At 68.6% G+C, this 17,606-nt stretch carries 16 protein-coding genes; 1 reads left to right on the top strand and 15 read right to left on the bottom strand.

What is annotated here, in order from left to right:
- Positions 1 to 134 precede the first annotated feature (134 nt).
- Positions 135 to 1,931, top strand: a complete 1,797-nt coding sequence (locus ACNO8X_RS14325) for an ABC-F family ATP-binding cassette domain-containing protein (protein WP_418001525.1) — start codon at positions 135 to 137, stop codon at positions 1,929 to 1,931.
- Here the strand turns inward: ACNO8X_RS14325 and ACNO8X_RS14320 are convergent.
- The 15 genes from ACNO8X_RS14320 to ACNO8X_RS14250 form a co-directional block, all read right to left on the bottom strand.
- Entirely contained in the window at positions 1,921 to 2,286 is a 366-nt protein-coding gene (locus ACNO8X_RS14320) for a DsrE family protein (protein ID WP_043399369.1), read from the bottom strand. The two genes, ACNO8X_RS14325 and ACNO8X_RS14320, sit on opposite strands and share 11 nt — an antisense overlap.
- Positions 2,283 to 2,681, bottom strand: coding sequence for a nuclear transport factor 2 family protein (locus ACNO8X_RS14315; RefSeq protein WP_133760253.1), 399 nt, complete (start codon positions 2,679 to 2,681; stop codon positions 2,283 to 2,285). Before ACNO8X_RS14315 ends, ACNO8X_RS14320 begins: the two co-directional genes overlap by 4 nt.
- A 220-nt stretch (positions 2,682 to 2,901) precedes the next feature.
- The gene (locus ACNO8X_RS14310) at positions 2,902 to 4,461 is read right to left on the bottom strand and encodes an HD domain-containing phosphohydrolase (RefSeq protein WP_418001524.1); all 1,560 of its coding nucleotides are present in this window, start codon (positions 4,459 to 4,461) and stop codon (positions 2,902 to 2,904) included.
- Between the two features lie 26 nt (positions 4,462 to 4,487).
- A complete protein-coding gene (locus ACNO8X_RS14305) occupies positions 4,488 to 4,820 on the bottom strand; it encodes an HNH endonuclease (protein WP_418001523.1) in 333 nt (110 codons plus the stop codon).
- 78 nt (positions 4,821 to 4,898) lie between these two features.
- Positions 4,899 to 6,320, bottom strand: a complete 1,422-nt coding sequence (gene argH / locus ACNO8X_RS14300) for an argininosuccinate lyase (protein ID WP_418001522.1) — start codon at positions 6,318 to 6,320, stop codon at positions 4,899 to 4,901.
- A 5-nt stretch (positions 6,321 to 6,325) separates the two neighbouring features.
- A complete protein-coding gene (locus ACNO8X_RS14295) occupies positions 6,326 to 7,525 on the bottom strand; it encodes an argininosuccinate synthase (RefSeq protein ID WP_043986887.1) in 1,200 nt (399 codons plus the stop codon).
- A gap of 25 nt (positions 7,526 to 7,550) precedes the next feature.
- Positions 7,551 to 8,024, bottom strand: a complete 474-nt coding sequence (locus ACNO8X_RS14290) for an arginine repressor (RefSeq protein ID WP_418001521.1) — start codon at positions 8,022 to 8,024, stop codon at positions 7,551 to 7,553.
- Positions 8,021 to 8,950 (bottom strand): ornithine carbamoyltransferase, encoded by a 930-nt coding sequence (gene argF, locus ACNO8X_RS14285; protein ID WP_418001520.1) that lies wholly within the window; start codon positions 8,948 to 8,950, stop codon positions 8,021 to 8,023. The genes ACNO8X_RS14290 and argF overlap by 4 nt, the downstream gene beginning before the upstream one ends.
- Positions 8,947 to 10,134: an acetylornithine transaminase gene (locus ACNO8X_RS14280; RefSeq protein ID WP_418001519.1), complete on the bottom strand. Its 1,188-nt coding sequence runs from the start codon at positions 10,132 to 10,134 to the stop codon at positions 8,947 to 8,949. The genes argF and ACNO8X_RS14280 overlap by 4 nt, the downstream gene beginning before the upstream one ends.
- A complete protein-coding gene (argB, locus tag ACNO8X_RS14275; protein ID WP_418001518.1) occupies positions 10,131 to 11,030 on the bottom strand; it encodes an acetylglutamate kinase in 900 nt (299 codons plus the stop codon). Before argB ends, ACNO8X_RS14280 begins: the two co-directional genes overlap by 4 nt.
- Positions 11,027 to 12,232, bottom strand: coding sequence for a bifunctional glutamate N-acetyltransferase/amino-acid acetyltransferase ArgJ (gene argJ / locus ACNO8X_RS14270; protein ID WP_418001517.1), 1,206 nt, complete (start codon positions 12,230 to 12,232; stop codon positions 11,027 to 11,029). Before argJ ends, argB begins: the two co-directional genes overlap by 4 nt.
- Before the next feature lie 5 nt (positions 12,233 to 12,237).
- A complete protein-coding gene (argC, locus tag ACNO8X_RS14265; RefSeq protein WP_418001516.1) occupies positions 12,238 to 13,287 on the bottom strand; it encodes an N-acetyl-gamma-glutamyl-phosphate reductase in 1,050 nt (349 codons plus the stop codon).
- A 38-nt stretch (positions 13,288 to 13,325) separates the two neighbouring features.
- Positions 13,326 to 15,812, bottom strand: coding sequence for a phenylalanine--tRNA ligase subunit beta (pheT, locus tag ACNO8X_RS14260; RefSeq protein WP_418001515.1), 2,487 nt, complete (start codon positions 15,810 to 15,812; stop codon positions 13,326 to 13,328).
- Complete coding sequence (pheS, locus tag ACNO8X_RS14255; protein WP_418001514.1) at positions 15,812 to 16,879, bottom strand: phenylalanine--tRNA ligase subunit alpha; 1,068 nt, start codon at positions 16,877 to 16,879, stop codon at positions 15,812 to 15,814. The genes pheT and pheS overlap by 1 nt, the downstream gene beginning before the upstream one ends.
- Entirely contained in the window at positions 16,816 to 17,601 is a 786-nt protein-coding gene (locus ACNO8X_RS14250; RefSeq protein ID WP_418001513.1) for a rhomboid-like protein, read from the bottom strand. The genes pheS and ACNO8X_RS14250 overlap by 64 nt, the downstream gene beginning before the upstream one ends.
- Between the last annotated feature and the right edge of the window lie 5 nt (positions 17,602 to 17,606).

Genomic DNA, 17,606 nt, shown 5'->3' with positions numbered 1-17,606 from the left:
CCTTTTGGTCAAATAAGTACAAATCCGCTGATTACGTCGCCATCATGGCACAACGCGCTGGTTACCTGGCGGTTGTGGCCTTGCTGTTGCGGTGAGTGCGGACGCCGCTGCGCACCCCATATGATCGGCGCCTGATGGCGCATCTATTGGGGGCCGAAGCCCTGCATCTCGAGTTTCCGACCCGTGTGGTTTTCGATTCGCTGACGGTCGGGATCGAGGAGGGCGACCGGATCGGCATCGTCGGCCGCAACGGCGACGGCAAATCCAGTCTGCTGGCGATGCTGGGCGGCCGGCTGAAGCCCGACTCCGGCCGGGTGACGGTGCGCGGCGGCGTCCGCATCGGGATGCTCGACCAGGCCGACACTCTCGACCACACCGACACCGTCGGGCACGCCGTCGTCGGCGACGTCCCCGAGCACGAATGGGCCGGCGATCCCCGCGGCCGCGACGTCATCGCCGGACTGCTCGGCGACCTCGACTGGAACGCGGTGATCGGCACGCTGTCCGGCGGCCAGCGCCGCCGCGTCGCGTTGGCCCAGCTGCTCGCCGGCGACCACGACGTCCTCATCCTCGACGAGCCGACCAACCACCTCGACGTCGAGGCGATCACCTGGCTTGCCGCACACCTGAAGAAGCGGTGGAGCGCCAACGCCGGTGGCTTGCTGGTGGTCACCCACGACCGGTGGTTCCTCGACGAGATCTGTACCGCCACCTGGGAGGTGCACGACCGCATCGTCGAACCGTTCGAGGGTGGCTACGCGGCGTACATCCTGCAGCGCGTGGAGCGCGACCGGCAGGCGGCCGCCAGTGAGGCACGACGGCAGAACCTGGCCCGCAAGGAACTCGCGTGGCTGCGCCGCGGTGCACCGGCACGCACATCGAAACCGAAATTCCGCATCGACGCCGCCAACGCCCTGATCGCCGACGTCCCCGAGATCCGCGACAAGGTGGCGCTGCAGTCGCTGGCCGTGACCCGTCTGGGCAAGCAGGTCGTCGACATTCTGGACGCGTCGGTGACCTACGGCGAGCGGAAGGTGCTGCAGGACGTCGAATGGCGGATAGCCCCCGGCGAGCGCACCGGCATCCTCGGTGTCAACGGTGCCGGCAAATCGACGCTGCTCGGACTGATCGACGGTTCGGTCGAGCCGACCGGCGGCCGGGTCAAGCACGGCAAGACGGTGCAGATCGCCACCCTGACCCAGGGTGTGGAGAAGTTGGCCGAACATCTCGACGAGCCCGTGCGGGTGGTGCTGAGCCGGCTGGCCACCACCTACGCATTCGGATCCGGTTCCAAGGCAACCGAACTCACCCCGAGCCAGCTGCTGGAACGTCTCGGCTTCGCCAGCGCCCAGCTGTCCACGCCGGTGAAGGATCTGTCCGGTGGGCAACAGCGCCGGCTGCAACTGCTGCTGATCCTGTTGGAACAGCCCAACGTGCTGATCCTCGACGAGCCGACCAACGACCTGGACACCGACATGCTGGCCGCCATGGAGGATCTGCTGGACTCCTGGCCCGGCACACTGATCGTGGTCAGCCACGACCGATACTTCCTGGAGCGCGTCACCGATCAACAATTCGGCATCCTCGGCGGCCGGCTGCGGCACCTGCCCGGCGGCGTCGATGAGTACCTGCGGCTGCGCGCTTCGCACGCGGCCCAAACCGGTACCGCCGCAGCCAAACCGGCCGCTGCGGTCTCCGAAGGTCTATCGGGTGCGGAGCTCCGCGCCGCGCAGAAGGAAATCACGGCGATCGAGCGGCGACTGGAGAAGCTCGCCGGCCAGATCGACACCGCGCACCAGCGGTTCGCCGAGCACGATCAGGGCGATTACGAAGGGCTGCAACGTCTTACCAGCTCGCTGCGGGAGCTCGAAGGCGAAGTGACCGAGCTGGAGGAACGCTGGATGGAGCTGTCCGAAGAGGTCAGTAGCTGAACGTGGTGGCCGGCTCGTCGCCGATCCACTGCCACAGTGGGATGGTGCCGCCGAGGTCGGCATTGGCCACAACCCTTTCAGCCTCAAGCCCTTTGGCGTTGAAGCAGATCGGGCAGATCAGGAACTTGCCGCCGGCGGCTTCGTAGCGGGCCATCAGGTCCGGCAGCGGCGGGCAGCCGTCGCACGCGACACCGAGTGCGAACCCGGGTTGGGCGAGCCGCACCGCTTCCTTGGTCAGGAACATCATCGTGGGGTGGCCCTGTTCGGCCGCGCCGACAGCCACCAGCAGCGCGATGGTGACCTTCTCGGCGTCTTCCAAACCGGTGGTGAGGCTGATCGCCACTTTCGAGCTCATGAGCGGTTCTCCTTCTGTTCGGGCTGAAATCCTGAGCACAGCAAGTCGATTGAATGGATCCGGTCGTCGGCGGCGGCGAACATGCGCTGTTCGACGATCTTGATGGCCGTCGGATCCCCGGGCGGCGACGTGCGGACGCGCCAGCTCAGCGCAACGCGGTCTCCGACCCGGCCGACGGAGGCGTCGACCAATTCGAAGTTGTCGGCGCCGAACCAGTGCCGGAACCGGCCGACGGTGTCGTCGGCTCCGGTCACGTCGACAAGGCCGGGAGGGATCAGGGCGCGGAAATGCACGTCGGGATCAAGGCATTCGGCCAGCGAGACGAAATCCTGGCCGGCGAACGCCTCCAGGAAGGCGCCGGCCACTGCCCATCCCGTGTCGGTGTCATTGCTCATGTATCGGTTCTACGGCCCGCGGCCCGACCGGCACATCGGGTGAATACCCGATCTATTCGGTCAGCTCACACGGAACGCCGTAGATGCAGGGTGAACGGCCCGAGTTCGGGTATCGGCGTTCACCCTGCACTGAGGGCGCAGGCTACTCGACCTTTTGCACCCTAGATACAGGGTCAACGGCCCAAGTTCGAGTATCGGCGTTCACCCTGCGCTGAAGCCTCTATTCAGCGGCGTTGACCAGCCCGTGGCGCATCGCGAACATCGCCGCGGCGCCGCGGGTCGACACCCCGATCTTGGTGTAGATGTGTTCGACGTGCGTGCCGACGGTTCGTGGCGTGATCGAAAGATGTTGGGCAATCTGACGATTCGGCCAACCCCGGACCAAGAGCTCGAGTACCTCGAGTTCGCGGCCGGTCAGCCCGGCGACCAGGCGGGGGCGCCGACCCGGCTGGCAGCCCGCGGCGGTCAGCACCGCGCTGACGGCGGCAGCGTCCAGCCGCCCGGCGGTGACCTCGCCCTGCATGGCCGCGGCACGGTCGGCCTGCGACAACGCGACTCGGTGTGGGCGATCGTCGCCGAGGGCCTGATAGACCGCGGCGGCGGCCAGCAGCCGGGCAGCCGCGGGAATGGCCGTGCCGGTCAAGCCGCGCGGGTAGCCGCTGCCGTCCATCCGTTCGTAACTCGCGGCGGCGACCGAGCCGATCTCACATAGCCGCGGTTGGCGGCACAGCACCCGTTCGGTGAGATACGGGACGGTGCGGACGCGTTCGAGTTCGGCAATGGTCAAGGGGCCTGGCTTGTTCCAGATACCGGTCGATACGCCGATGGCTCCGATCCGGTGCACGAGGGCGGCGCGCTCGGCGAGGGCGGCGTCGTCGGCGCTCAGTCCGGATGCACTGGCCGCGGCCGCGGTGAGTTCCGCGACCCGGCGCGAATAGCCCAGGAACCAGGGCGATTTCAGGTCGGCATAGTCGGCGAAGACTCGAAGTACCGCAGTCAGTTCGGAATCCGGAATGCTGCCATCCAGCGGCGTGCACCCACGGATCACTGAGCCCCAGGCGTCCACGGTGTCCAGTCCCCCGAAGATCTCGTCAGCGCGACTGCAACACAGGTCGACCAACTCCGGGTCGAATTCGGTTTCCCGTCGGCTGCGCAGCATCTCCAGCGCGGCCTCGACGCCACCAGTGCGGTGGTGCACCTCGGCGTCGTCGGCGATGTGCACGACGCGCATCACCGGTTCGATCTCGGCGCCACGCACTCGCCCGGGCACGCCCTTGCCGTCCCAGCGCTCGAAGGCGTCCAGCAGGGCGGCCCGGACCTCGGGAGGCAGGTTGAGCCGGTCGGCGATGTCGCTGGCCGTCTGACAGTGGCTGACAAAGAGTTTCGGCATATCCGCGACGCCCTGGGCCAGGAAGCGCCCGACCATGGTGATGCGCTGCAGCGCCGGTTGGCCTTGTGCGAGGTGCCCGAGCAGAAACCGCGCCATGCCGGGTCCGACCTTGTCGACCTGGTAGCTGTCGGCGCGCATCTGGAGGTCGTCGCCGAACCAGTGCGCCAGCTCGTGCGAGTCGGCGACACATCCCATCCAGGCCAGCAGCGATACGTAGAAGGCGGCGGCCTGATGCTCTGGCGCCATCCCCGCGGCAGCAGCCAGCCGCGTCGCGATGACCGTCTGCCGGAGCACATGCTCCTGCGGCTGTCCCAGGCCCAGATCGGTGGCCAGCGAGAGCGAGGCAATCAGCTCAGCCAGCCGCACGTCGGGCGTCTGGGTACCGGCCATCGGCTCAGCGTAGGCGGCGGGCGGCGTCAGGAGCCGGATTCAGCCTGACTGGAGCGGTCCGCGCAGATCTCATGGCCGACCAGTTCCCTGGCGATGGTGGCTTTCCTGAGCAGAAACCTGCCTTCGTCCAGCTTCTTTCGGCGCAGCCACCCGGTGACTTCGGCATTGCACTTGCTCGCATTGCAAGACCGGCAGGCCGGCACCACATTGTCGAGCGTGTACCGCCCACCACGCGAGATTGGCTGCACGCAGTCTTTCTGCAGATCAGCGTCCTGCGCCTCGCAGTAGGCGCAGCCACCCCAAACCTGTTGCAGGACAGCCCATTGCTGTGCTGTCAGGTCGTGGTCGACCTTCGCCATCCGACGCTTGCGACGTCTGGCGTACACCGCGGCGCGGCTGCGAGTTGGCACCGCCCGAGCCTACGGCCGCAGACGGGCTCAGCCGTGCAGGCGGGCCCGCAAACGATCGGCGGTGTCGCGCACACTGACGAGTTGCTCAGCGACCCGCGTCGGTGACGTGCCGCCGCGGGCGTCCCGCGATTCGACCGAACCGGCGATGGTCAGCACGTCCCGCACTTCGGCGGTAAGTCCCGGATGGATGCCCGCGAGCTCGTCGGCGGCGAGCTCTTCGAGCCCGACTCCCCTGGCCTCGGCGGCCTTGACCGCAGCACCGGCCGCTTCGTGCGCTACCCGGAACGGAATGCCCTGGCGCACCATCCATTCCGCGATATCGGTGGCCAGCGTGTAGCCCAGCGGCGCCAGCTCGGCCATCCGATCCGTGTCAAATGTCAAGGTGCCGACCAAACCGGCCATCGCGGGTAGCAGCAGCTCCAGCTGAGCGACGGAGTCGAAGACCGGCTCCTTGTCCTCCTGCAGATCCCGGTTGTAGGCCAGCGGCTGCGCCTTGAGCGTCGCCAGCAGGCCGGCCAGGTTGCCGATCAGGCGGCCGGACTTGCCACGGGCCAGTTCGGCGATGTCGGGGTTCTTCTTCTGCGGCATGATCGAGCTGCCGGTGGACCAGGAGTCGTGCAGCCGGACGTAGCCGAATTCTGTTGTGCTCCACAGGATGATGTCCTCGGACAGCCGGGACAGATCCACAGCGATCATGGCGAACACGAAGGCGGCCTCGGCGGCGAAATCCCGCGAGGAAGTCGCGTCGATGGAGTTGTCGGCCGCGGACGCGAAACCGAGATCAGCGGCGATGGCATCGGGATTCAGACCCAGCGAGCTGCCGGCCAGCGCACCGGATCCGTAGGGCGACACCGCCGCCCGCTTGTCCAGATCGAGCAACCGGTCCGCGTCACGCAGCAGCGGGTGCGCATGCGCGAGCAGGTGGTGGGCCAGCAGCACGGGCTGCGCCGACTGCAGGTGGGTCTTGCCGGGCATGATCGCCGTCGGGTGCGCCTCGGCCTGGCCGGCCAGCGCGGCGGCGACATCCAGCACGCCGTTGCCGATGACCTTGATGGCGTCGCGCAGCCACATCCGGAACAGCGTGGCCACCTGGTCGTTGCGGGACCGGCCGGCGCGCAGCCGGCCGCCCAGGTCGTCACCGACTCGGTCGATCAGCCCGCGCTCCAGCGCGCCGTGCACGTCCTCGTCGGTCGCGAGCGGCCCGAAGGAGCCGTCGGCGACGTCGTTGCCCAGGCTGTCCAGTCCGGCCAACAGGCCGTCGCGCTGCTCGTCGGTGAGCAACCCGGCGTTGTGCAGCACGCGGGCGTGCGCCTTGGACGCCGTGACGTCATATGGCGCCAGTGCCCAGTCGAAGTGCGTCGACTTGCTCAGTGCGGCAAGCGCTTCGGATGGGCCGGAAGCGAACCGTCCGCCCCACAGCGAACCTTCGTTGGTTCCACCGGTGCTCATGTGGCCTACAGACCCAGATCGCGCTTGGCGGAGATCTTGGAGCTCAGGCCGTGCAGCTGGACGAAGCCCTTGGCCGAGCTCTGGTCGAAGCTGTCGCCCTCGTCGTAGGTGGCGAGGTTGAAGTCGTACAGAGACTCGTTCGAGCGACGGCCGTTGACCGAGATGTGCCCACCGTGCAGGACCAGGCGGATGTCGCCGGACACGTGCTGTTGGGTGTGCTCGACGAACGCCTCGAGCGAAGCCTTCAGCGGGCTGTACCAGAGACCGTCGTAGGTCAGCTCGCCCCACTTGCGGTCGACGCCGCGCTTGTAGCGGCCCAGCTCGCGCTCCAGGCAGACGTGCTCGAGCTCGGTGTGCGCGGTGATCAGCACCATGGCGCCCGGGGCCTCGTAAATCTCGCGGGACTTGATGCCCACGAGGCGGTCCTCGACGACGTCGAGTCGCCCGACGCCCTGCGCACCGGCGCGGGTGTTGAGCTCCTGGATGATCTGCAGCACGCTCAGCGGGCGGCCGTCGATGGCGACGGGACGGCCCTTGTCGAAGCTGATGATCAGCTCGTCAGGGGTGTTGAAGTGAACCGTCGGGTCCTCGGTGTAGTCGTAGACGTCCTTGGTCGGGGCGTTCCACAGGTCCTCGAGGAAGCCGGTCTCGACGGCGCGGCCCCAGACGTTCTGGTCGATGGAGAACGGCGACTTCTTGGTGACGTTGATCGGGATGTCGTTCTCCTGCGCGAAGGCGATGGCCTTCTCGCGGGTCCAGGCGTAGTCGCGGACCGGGGCGATGACCTCGAGCTCCGGAGCCAGGGTGTTGAAGCCGACCTCGAACCGGACCTGGTCGTTGCCCTTGCCGGTGCAGCCGTGCGCGACGACGGTGCCACCATGGCTGCGGGCGGCCTCGACGAGGTGCTTGACGATCAGCGGCCGCGAGATGGCCGAGACCAGCGGGTACCGGTCCATGTAGAGCGCGTTGGCCTTGATGGTGGGCAGGCAGTACTCGTCGGCGAACTCGTCGCGCGCGTCGACGACGACGGCCTCGACGGCGCCGCAGTCGATGGCACGCTGCCGGACGACCTCCATGTCCTCCCCGCCCTGGCCCAGGTCGATGGCCACGGCGACGACCTCTTTGCCGGTCTCCTTGCCGATCCAGCTGATCGCGACCGAGGTGTCCAGGCCACCGGAATACGCCAGGATGACGCGCTCGGACATGTGTCAATCTCCTTGTCTAGTACTGCTACAGGTTCTCGAAGGTGGCGGCGAGCTCGGCGCCGCTCATCGGTTCGCGGGCAACAACCATGATGGTGTCATCCCCGGCGATCGTGCCCACAACATAAGGCAGAGCCGCCCGATCTATTGCACTGGCCAGGTAGTGCGCCGCCCCAGGTGGCGTACGTAACACCGCCAGGTTGGCGCTGGCGTCGGTGGACACCAGCAGCTCGCCGAGCAGACGGGACATCCGCTCGGTGCCGCCGGAGACGCCTTTGACGGGGCTGCCGTCCTCGGGGACGACGTACACGCCGGTGCCACCGGCGGCGCCGCGCAGTTTGACCGCACCCAGTTCCTCCAGGTCCCGCGACAGCGTGGCCTGGGTGACATCGATGCCCTCCTCGGCGAGCAGGGCCGCGAGCTCGGTCTGGCTGCGCACCGGGTTCGACGACAGCAGCGCCACGATGCGCGACTGCCGTCCGGCCCGGGTCGGTGCGGTCATCGGCCGTTACGTTCCAGCAGCCACACCAGCATGGCCTTCTGCGCGTGCAACCGGTTCTCGGCCTCGTCGAACACCGCGCTCTGCGGGCCGTCGATCACCTCGTCGGTGATCTCGTCCCCGCGGTGCGCCGGCAGGCAGTGCAGCACGACGGCATCGGTGTTGGCGCGGCCGAGCAGCGCGGTGTTGATCTGGAACGGGCGGAACGGGCGCACGCGGTCCAGGCCGTCGTTCTCCTGGCCCATCGAGGTCCAGGTGTCGGTGACGAGGACGTCGGCGCCGTCCGCGGCGGCCTGCGGGTCGGTGGTGACCGTGACGGTCGCCCCGGTCTCGGCCGCGCGCTTCTTGGCCGCCTCGACGAACTGCGGGTCGGGCTCGAACCCCTTCGGCGCGGCGATGGTCACGTTGATGCCCGCCGTGACGCCGCCGACCATCAGCGAATGCGCCATGTTGTTGGCTCCGTCGCCGAGGTACGACATATTGAGCCCGGTCAGCGTGCCCTTGCGCTCGGCGATGGTCTGCAGATCGGCCAGTACCTGGCAGGGGTGGAACTCATCGGACAGGGCATTGACGATGGGGACGGAGGCACCACTGGCCATGGCCGTGAGGCGCTCCTGCGCGAAGGTGCGCCAGACGATGCCGTCGACGTAGCGGGACAGCACCGCGCCGGTGTCCTCGAGGGTCTCCTCGCGGCCCAGCTGGGTGCTGCGGCCGTCGACGACGACTGCGTGCCCGCCGAGCTGGGCGATGCCCATCTCGAAGGAGAATCGGGTGCGGGTGGAGTTCTTCTCGAAGATGACGGCGATGCCCCGCGGCCCCTCGAGCGGGCGCCGGCTGAACGGCGCCTTCTTGAGTTCGGCGGCCAGCGCCAGGACCTCGGCCTGTTCCTCGGGGCTCAGGTCGTCGTCACGGAGAAAATGGCGGATCACTGGGACTCCCCTGCTGCGGTGTCGAGAACGGTGGGTAGTGCGGTCAGGAAGGCGTCGATCTGGGCGTCGGTGATGACCAGCGGCGGCGCGAGCCGCACCACGTCGGCGGCCGCGGCGTTGACCAGGAAACCCGCGTCGCGCGCGGCATTTTCGACGGCCTTGGCCTGCGGCGCGGTCAGGACGACGCCGAGCAGCAGCCCACGGCCGCGGACGTGATCGACCAGCGGATGGGCCAACTCCTCGATACCGTGCGCCAGCGTCTTGCCAGCGGCGTCGGCCCGGTGCACGAGGTCGTCGTCGGCCAGGGTCTTGACCACGGCCAGGCCCGCCGCGGTGCACACCGGGTTACCGCCGAAGGTGCTGCCGTGCATGCCCGGCTGCAGCAGGTCGGCCGCCGGGCCGATCGCGATGCAGGCACCGATGGGCAGGCCACCGCCGAGGCCCTTGGCCAGCGTGATGACGTCGGGGGTGATGCCGTCGTGCTGGTGGGCGTAGAAGGCACCGGTGCGGCCGATACCGGTCTGCACCTCGTCGAGCACCAGCAGCGCACCATGTTTCGTGGTGAGCTCGCGTGCCTTGGCCAGGTATCCGGCCGGCGGGGTGACGACGCCGCCCTCGCCCATGATCGGCTCGAGAAACACCGCCGCGGTCTCGTCGGTGACGGCCGCTTCAAGGGCGGCGGCGTCGCCGTACGGGACGTGGGTGACGTCGCCGGGCAGCGGCAGGAACGGCTCCTGCTTGCCGGGCTGGCCGGTCAGCGCCAGCGAGCCCATGGTGCGGCCATGGAAAGCGCCTTGCGCCGCAACGATTTTGGTGCGTCCGGTGAGCCGGCTGATCTTGAACGCGGCTTCGTTGGCCTCGGCGCCCGAGTTGCAGAAGAACACGCGGGCCGGTGCGCCGAGCTGGGCGACGAGGGCTTCGGCGAGGGCGATACCTGGTTCGGTGGCATACAGATTCGAGGTGTGCCCCAGCGTGTTCAGCTGGGTGGTCACGGCCTCGATCACCGCGGGATGCCGGTGGCCCAGCACGTTCACCGCGATGCCGGCCAGGAAGTCGACGTAGCTCTTGCCGTCGGCGTCAGTGACCACGGCGCCGGCGCCGCTGACCAGAGCGACCGGCGGGGTGCCGTAGTTGTTCGTCATCACTGCCTGCCAACGGGCTTGCAGCGCTTCAGTTTCGGTCATGCGGGTGCTACCACCTTGGTTCCGGTTCCGTCGTCGGTGAACAGTTCGACCAGGACGCAGTGTTCGACGCGGCCGTCGATGACGTGTGCGCTCGGGACACCGTTCTGCACGGCCCGCAGGCACGCCTCGATCTTGGGCACCATGCCGGATTCGAGCCTCGGCAACAGCTGAGCCAATGCGGCCGTATCGATTTCGGTGACCAGCGAGTTGCGGTCCGGCCAGTCGGTGTACAAGCCTTCGACGTCGGTGAGCATCAGCAACTTCTCGGCGCCGAGCGCCTCCGCCAGTGCGGCCGCCGCGGTGTCGGCGTTGATGTTGTGCACCACGCCGTCGACGTCGGGACCGATGGTGGACACCACCGGAATGCGGCCCGCGGCAATGAGATCCAGCACGGCATCGGTGTTGACGTGGTCGACATCGCCGACCAGGCCGATGTCGGTGGCGACCCCGTCAACCGTCACGCTCCGACGCACCGCGGTGAACAGCTGCGCGTCCTCGCCGGTGATGCCGACCGCATACGGGCCGTGCGCGTTGATCAGGCCGACCAGTTCGCGGCCGACCTGGCCGAACAGCACCATCCGCGCGACCTCGAGGACCTCGGGTGTGGTGACCCGGAAGCCACCCTTGAAATCACCTTCGATACCAAGGCGTTTCAGCATCGCGCTGATCTGCGGGCCGCCGCCGTGCACGACGACCGGCTGAATGCCGCAGTTGCGTAGGAACGCCATGTCGGCGGCGAAGGCCGCCTTGAGCGTGTCGTCAGTCATGGCGTTGCCGCCGTACTTGACCACGACGATCTTGCCGTGCAGTTGCTTGAGCCACGGCAGCGCTTCGGCGAGGACTACAGCCTTGGCCTTGGTCGAAAGTGGCCCCGCGGAGAGTCCATCTGTATTCACGAGCTGTACGCCGAGTTCTCTTCGACGTACGCGTGCGACAGGTCGGTGGTCCGGATGGTCGCCTCGTGCTCGCCGATCTTCAGGTCGACGATGACGTCGATGTCCTTGCCCGACAGATCGACGTCCCGGGCGCCCGGCGCGCCTGCGCCGTCGATACACACCGCGGATCCGTTGAACGACACGCTGATCCGGTCGGCCACGAGTTCGATCGGCGCGATACCGATCGCGGCCAGGACGCGGCCCCAGTTGGGGTCGGACCCGAACAGCGCAGTCTTGACGAGGCTGTCGCGGGCCAGGGCCCGGGCGCCCACCAGGGCGTCGTCCTCACTGGCCGCACCCGTGACGGTGATCGCGATGCGCTTGGTGACGCCCTCGGCGTCGGCCTGCAGCTGCGCGCACAGGTCGTCACACACGGTGAAGACGGCCTCGTCCAATTCGCTTTGGCTGGGCTGGATTTCGCTGGCGCCCGACGACAGCAGCAGCACGGTGTCGTTCGTCGAGCAGCTGCCGTCGATGTCGAGCCGGTCGAAGGTCCTCGCGGCGGCGTTCTTGAGCGCGAGGTTGAGCGACTCCGCGTCGGCGACGGCGTCGGTGGTGATGACCACCAGCATGGTCGCCAGCGACGGGGCCATCATGCCGGCGCCCTTGGCCATGGCACCGACGGTCCACTTGCCCGGGTGGTGCAGCGCAACCTGTTTCGGCACGGTGTCGGTGGTCATGATGGCCCGCGCGGCCTCCTCACCACCAGACAGGCCACCGGCCATCTCGTGCACGATCTCGGTGACGCCGGCGAGCACCTTGTCCATCGGGAGCCGGTCACCGATCAGTCCGGTCGAGCACACCGCGACCTCGATGGCACCGGTCTCGGTACCCCAGTCGCTGAGCGCCGCGGCGACGGCCTCGGCCGTCTGGTGCGTGTCCTGGAAGCCGCCCGGACCGGTACAGGCATTGGCGCCACCGGAATTCAGGATCACCGTCCGCAACCGGCCGGACTTGAGCACCTGCTCGCTCCACTGCACGGGAGCGGCCCGCACCTTGTTACGGGTGAACACCCCGGCCGCCGACAGATCGGGGCCCTCGTTGAAGACCAGGGCGAGGTCCGGTTTCCCGGAAGCCTTGATGCCGGCGGCGATTCCGGCTGCCCGGAAGCCTTCCGGTGCGGTGACGCCCTGGTTGCGATGCAGGGACGGGGTCGGCGACATTGAAGTCACGGTGCTACTCCCACGGTGGATAGTCCTTCGGTTTCCGGCCAGCCGAGCGCGATGTTCATGGACTGTACTGCGGCGCCGCCGGTGCCCTTGGTCAGGTTGTCGATGGCGCACAGGGCGACGAGAGTTTTCGCATCCTCGTCGACGGCGACGGCGATCTGCGCGGCGTTGCTGCCGATGACCGAACCGGTCTTGGGCAGCTGCCCTTCCGGCAACAGGTAGATGAACGGCTCACTGGCGTAGGCCTTTTCGTACGCGGCCCGGATCTCCTCGACGGTCGCGGTGGTGCGCGCGGTGCAGGTGGCCAGGATGCCGCGCGACGTGGGAATCAGCACCGGGGTGAACGACACCGTCACGTCCTTGTCGGTGACGGCCCGCAGGCCCTGCGCGATCTCCGGGGTGTGCCGGTGCGCGCCGCCGACGTTGTAGGCCCGGGCCGAGCCGATGACCTCGGCAGCCGACAGGTCGACCTTGCCCGACTTGCCGGCACCCGAGGTGCCACTGACCGCCACCACGGTGACGTTGGGTTCGACAAGCCCAGCGGCGACGGCAGGCACCAAGGCCAGCAGGGCCGAGGTCGGGTAACAGCCCGGTACCGCAATACGTTTCGTGCCGACGAGCTTGTCGCGACCGCTGGGCAGCTCGGGCAGGCCGTAGGGCCAGCTGCCCGCATGCTCGGAGCCGTAGAACTTCTCCCAGGCGGCGGCGTCGGTGAGCCGGAAGTCGGCGCCGCAGTCGACGATCAGGGTGTCCGGGCCGAGTTGCTGTGCCAGCGCGGCCGAATGTCCGTGCGGCAGACCCAGAAACACCACGTCATGCCCGGCGAGGACGTCGACCTCGGTGGGCTGCAGCACCTGCTGCGCGATGGGCAGCAGGTGCGGGTGGTGGTCACCGACCGTGGTTCCGGCATTACCCGCGGCGGTCAGCGCACCGATGGTGAGGCGACCGTCCGCATAGGCCGGATGGCCCAGCAGGAGCCGCAGAATCTCGCCGCCGGCATACCCACTGGCGCCGGCCACCGCCACAGAAGTCATAGCCCGATTCTGCATGATTATGCATCAACTTGCAAACCAATTAGTGGGGCGTGTTACCGGCGGTGCTCGGCACCGAGCCGCTCGGTGGCCAGGGCCACCGCCGCGTCGCGGGCCGCACTCGCCTCGTCCTCGGTCAGCGTCCGGTCGGGCGCCCGGAACCGCAGGGCCAGGGTCAGCGACTTGCGCCCCTCCCCGATCTGCGGCCCGGTGTAGACGTCGAACAACCGCGCGTCCTCCAGGAGTTCGCCGGCGCCCTCGCGCACGACGTCGACCACGGCCTGGGCCGCGACGTCGTCGGCGACGATCAAGCTGACGTCCTGGAACACCGCCGGGTACGGCGACACCGACGGCACGATGGCCCGCTCGACGACCGGGATGGCATCCAGGTTCAACTCGACGGCGCAGGTGCCCTTCGGCAGGCCCGTGCGTTCGATGACGGCCGGGTGCAACTGTCCGGCGTAGCCCACCACGGTGTCATCCACCAGCACCTCGGCGCAGCGCCCCGGATGCCACGGCAGCTCCTGGGCCGCGCGCAGCGTCACGTCGACGCCGCAGGCCCGGGCGATGATCTGCACGGTCTCCAAAGCGTCCGTGGCCTCGACCGCACGACCCGCGCCCCACGGCCCGGCCGGTTCGCGCAGTCCGGTGAGCACCGCGGCGACGTGCAGCGGCTGATACGGCAGGGCCTGGTCGATCTCGGCCAGCTCAGCCTCGGTCGGACGACGATCCACCGGGATCGGCGCGAGGGCCTTGGTCTGCGGTGTCGCCTGCACGACCTGCTCGATACCGAACAGTGCGACGTCGGCCGCGCCGCGAGACACATTGCGCACCAACGCCTCGAGCAGGCCCGGCAGCAGCGTGGTCGCCAGTGCGGGCCGGTCGGCTTCGAGCGGGTTGAGCACCGAGATGGTGGCGCGCCGCGGGTCGTCGGCCGGCAGGTCCCAGGCGTCGAGCACTCCGGCAGGCAGGAACGGCGTCGGCAGTACCTCGACGAAACCATTGAGTGCCAACGACTTACCGATGGCACGGCGGCGCTGCTGGGCTGCCGTCAGGCCGCGGCCGGCCGGCGCCTGTGGCAGCACCGACGGGATGGCGTCGAGCCCTTCGAGCCGCAGCACTTCCTCGACCAGGTCCGCGGGCTGCTTCATGTCGGGCCGCCAACTCGGCGGGACCACAGTCACTGTGGCGCCGGACACCGTGACGTGCGCGCCGATCTGCATGAGTCGGCGGGCCGTGGTGCCATCGGGGTAGCTGACGCCGGCGATGCGGTCGGGCAGATCGACGGCGATGGTCACCGGCGGCTGTGACCAGTCCGGCGCGGCGTCGTCGCTGCGCCAGTCCGTCAGCGTGGGTTCGACTGCGCCCCCGGCGATTTCGGCGAGCAGCGCGGCACAGCGGTCCAGCGCGGCCCGGGAGATCGCCGGGTCGACGCTGCGCTCGTAGCGGCGGCTGGCCTCGCTGACCAGGTGCAGGCGGCGCTGGGTGCGCGACACCGCGGCCGGGTCCCAGACCGCCGCTTCCAGCAGCACGTCGGTGGTGGTGTCGCGGACCTCGGTGGTACCGGCGCCCATCACGCCGCCGATGGCCGCGGTGGCGACGTCGTCGACGATCAGCACATCGCCCGGATCAAGTTTGCGCGTGACGTCATCGAGGGTGACCACGGTCTCCCCCGGGTTGGCGAAACGCACGTCGAACCCACCGGTGATGAGCTTGCGATCGTGGGCGTGCATCGGGTGGCCGAGTTCGAGCATCACGTAGTTGGTGACGTCGACGGCCGGCGAGATGGCGCGGATACCGGACAGCAGCAGGCGACGCTGCAGCCACCACGGCGACACCGCGGCCGGGTCGATGCCGACGACCGGACGCAGGCCGAAACGCTGCACACCGGTGCCGGGCTGCACTGTCAGCGGCCAGGCCTCGCCCTCGGCAGGCAGAGCGGGCACGTCAGCGGGGTCGACGAAGTCCAGGTCGAAGGCGCAGGCGATCTCGCGTGCCATGCCGCGGATGGACAGGCAGTAGCCGCGGTCCGGGGTGATGGCGAGGTCGAACACCACGTCGTCCAGCCCCAGCACCTCGGCGCCCGAGGCGCCCGGCTCGGCGGTCCCCGGTGGCAGCACGATGATGCCCGAATGATCGGAACCGAAGTTCAATTCGGCCGCCGAGCAGATCATGCCGTCGGACACCCGGCCATAGGTCTTACGGGTCGCGATCTTGAATTCGCCGGGCAGCACACAACCCGGCAGTGCCGCGACGACCAGGTCACCGACGGCGAAGTTCCGTGCCCCACAGACGATGTCGCGCGGCTGCGCCTCACCCACGTCGACCTTGCAGGCCCGGATGGGCTTCTTGAACTCGGTCAGTTCCTCGATCTCGACAACGCGGCCGACGGTCAGCGGACCGGTGACCGGCCCCGCGGCGATGACGTCCTCGACCTCGTGGCCGATGCGGATGAAGGCCGCTTCCAACTCTTCGGGCGACACGTCCCAACCCGGAGCCCCGGCCTGGACGACTTCCCGCAGCCAGCTGTAGGGAACACGCATCAGGCACCCACCCCGAACGGCAGGGAGAAGCGCACGTCACCCTCCACCATGTCGCGCATGTCGGGAATTCCGTTCTGGAACTGCAGGGTTCGCTCCAATCCCATACCGAAGGCAAATCCGGAGTACTCGTCGGGGTCAATGCCGCAGGCGCGCAACACATTCGGGTTGACCATTCCGCAGCCGCCCCATTCCACCCAGCCGGGGCCACCCTTCTTGTCCGGGAACCAGACGTCGACCTCGGCCGACGGCTCGGTGAACGGGAAGAAGTGCGGGCGGAACCGCGTGCGTCCCTCGGGGCCGAACTGGGCGCGCGCCAGCGCATCCAGGGTGCCGCGCAGGTTGGCCATGGTCAGGCCCTTGTCGACGGCCAGACCCTCGACCTGGTGGAACACCGGGGTATGGGTGGCATCGAGTTCGTCGGTGCGGAAGGTACGACCGATCGAGACGATGTAGACGGGCAGTTCCCGCTCCAGCAGGGCGCGGATCTGCACCGGCGACGTGTGGGTGCGCAGCACCTGTCGCGAACCCTCGGGCGCGATGTGGAAGGTGTCCTGCTCACTGCGGGCCGGGTGATCCGGCGGGAAGTTCAGCGCATCGAAGTTGAACTGTTCGGTCTCGACCTCCGGCCCCTCGGCCAGCTCCCAGCCCATTGCCACGAAAGTGTCGGCGACGTTCTCGGCGAGGATCGTGATCGGGTGGCGGGCGCCGATGGGCTGGCGCGTGGTCGGCAACGTCACGTCGATGCGCTCGGCCACCAGAGCCGCGGCGTCGCGCTCGGCGCGCAGCACCTCGATGCGGTCGTCATAGGCCTGCTGTGCGGCGGTGCGGGCGACGTTGACGCGCTTGCCGGCGTCGGCCCGGTCTTCCTTGGCCAACGTGCCAAGCGCCTGACGGGCCAGCGCGATGGGCGCCTTGTCCCCGAGATGCTCGGTCTTGGCGCGGGCCAGGGCGTCGAGGTCAGCAGCCTGGTCGAAGGCGAGACGGGCGGCGTCGACCGCCGCGGTCAGTGCTTCTTCCGATAGGGCGCCAGAGGGCCCTCCACTGTGTTCTTCACCCTGCTCAGCCACCCGGAGATCATAGCGACGAGCGTGGCGCCCACCGCACTCGCAGGGACCCCGACCATCGCCAGCTCCGGTGTGTGGACCAGGACGGCGTAGCCGAAACACACACCCACCCCGAACACCGCGGCCTTTCCGCGGGTCCAACGCACCGGCGTTTCCAGTCGACTCGAGATCACCAGACCCAGCACCAACGCGACCACATGCCCGACTTCGATGAAGTCGTCACTGACGACCAGAACGGCGGCCGAACCGGCCAGCCACCAGCCGAACCAGGTCGGTTTCAGACGGGCGGGCACCACCGCGGTCAGCGCTCCGACCACCGTCAGCACCCCGTAGCTCACCCCGACGTCGGCAACCCGGCCGATCGACCACGGCAGCCGGCCCAGCTCGATGGCCACCACCAGCCCGGCCGCGACGACCAGCGTCGTGCCGACGTGCCCGACGAGGAACACCACCAGCAGGCGGCGGCTGCGCCAGAGCAGTTCGGCGATTGCGAGCAGGCAGATCAGCCCGGGCAGCCACAGGAAGAACCGACCGTCATCAGCGATCAGGGCGCTGGCAATCAGCGTGCCGATGCGGCCCTCGCCGAGATTGTGCAGATTTGTACTGGCGTACCCGATGACCCGGTCGTGCACCGCCGGACCGAGCGCCGCCAACGTGACCGTGACGGCGACCAGTAGCGCGGCGTAGACGACGGTGACCGGGACGCGGGGCAGGCGGCGCCACACCAGGC

Origin of the sequence: Mycobacterium sp. PDNC021 (genome assembly GCF_048282635.1) — a bacterium.
Taxonomy (GTDB): domain Bacteria; phylum Actinomycetota; class Actinomycetes; order Mycobacteriales; family Mycobacteriaceae; genus Mycobacterium; species Mycobacterium llatzerense.
This window is presented reverse-complemented; position numbering and strand designations above follow the sequence as displayed.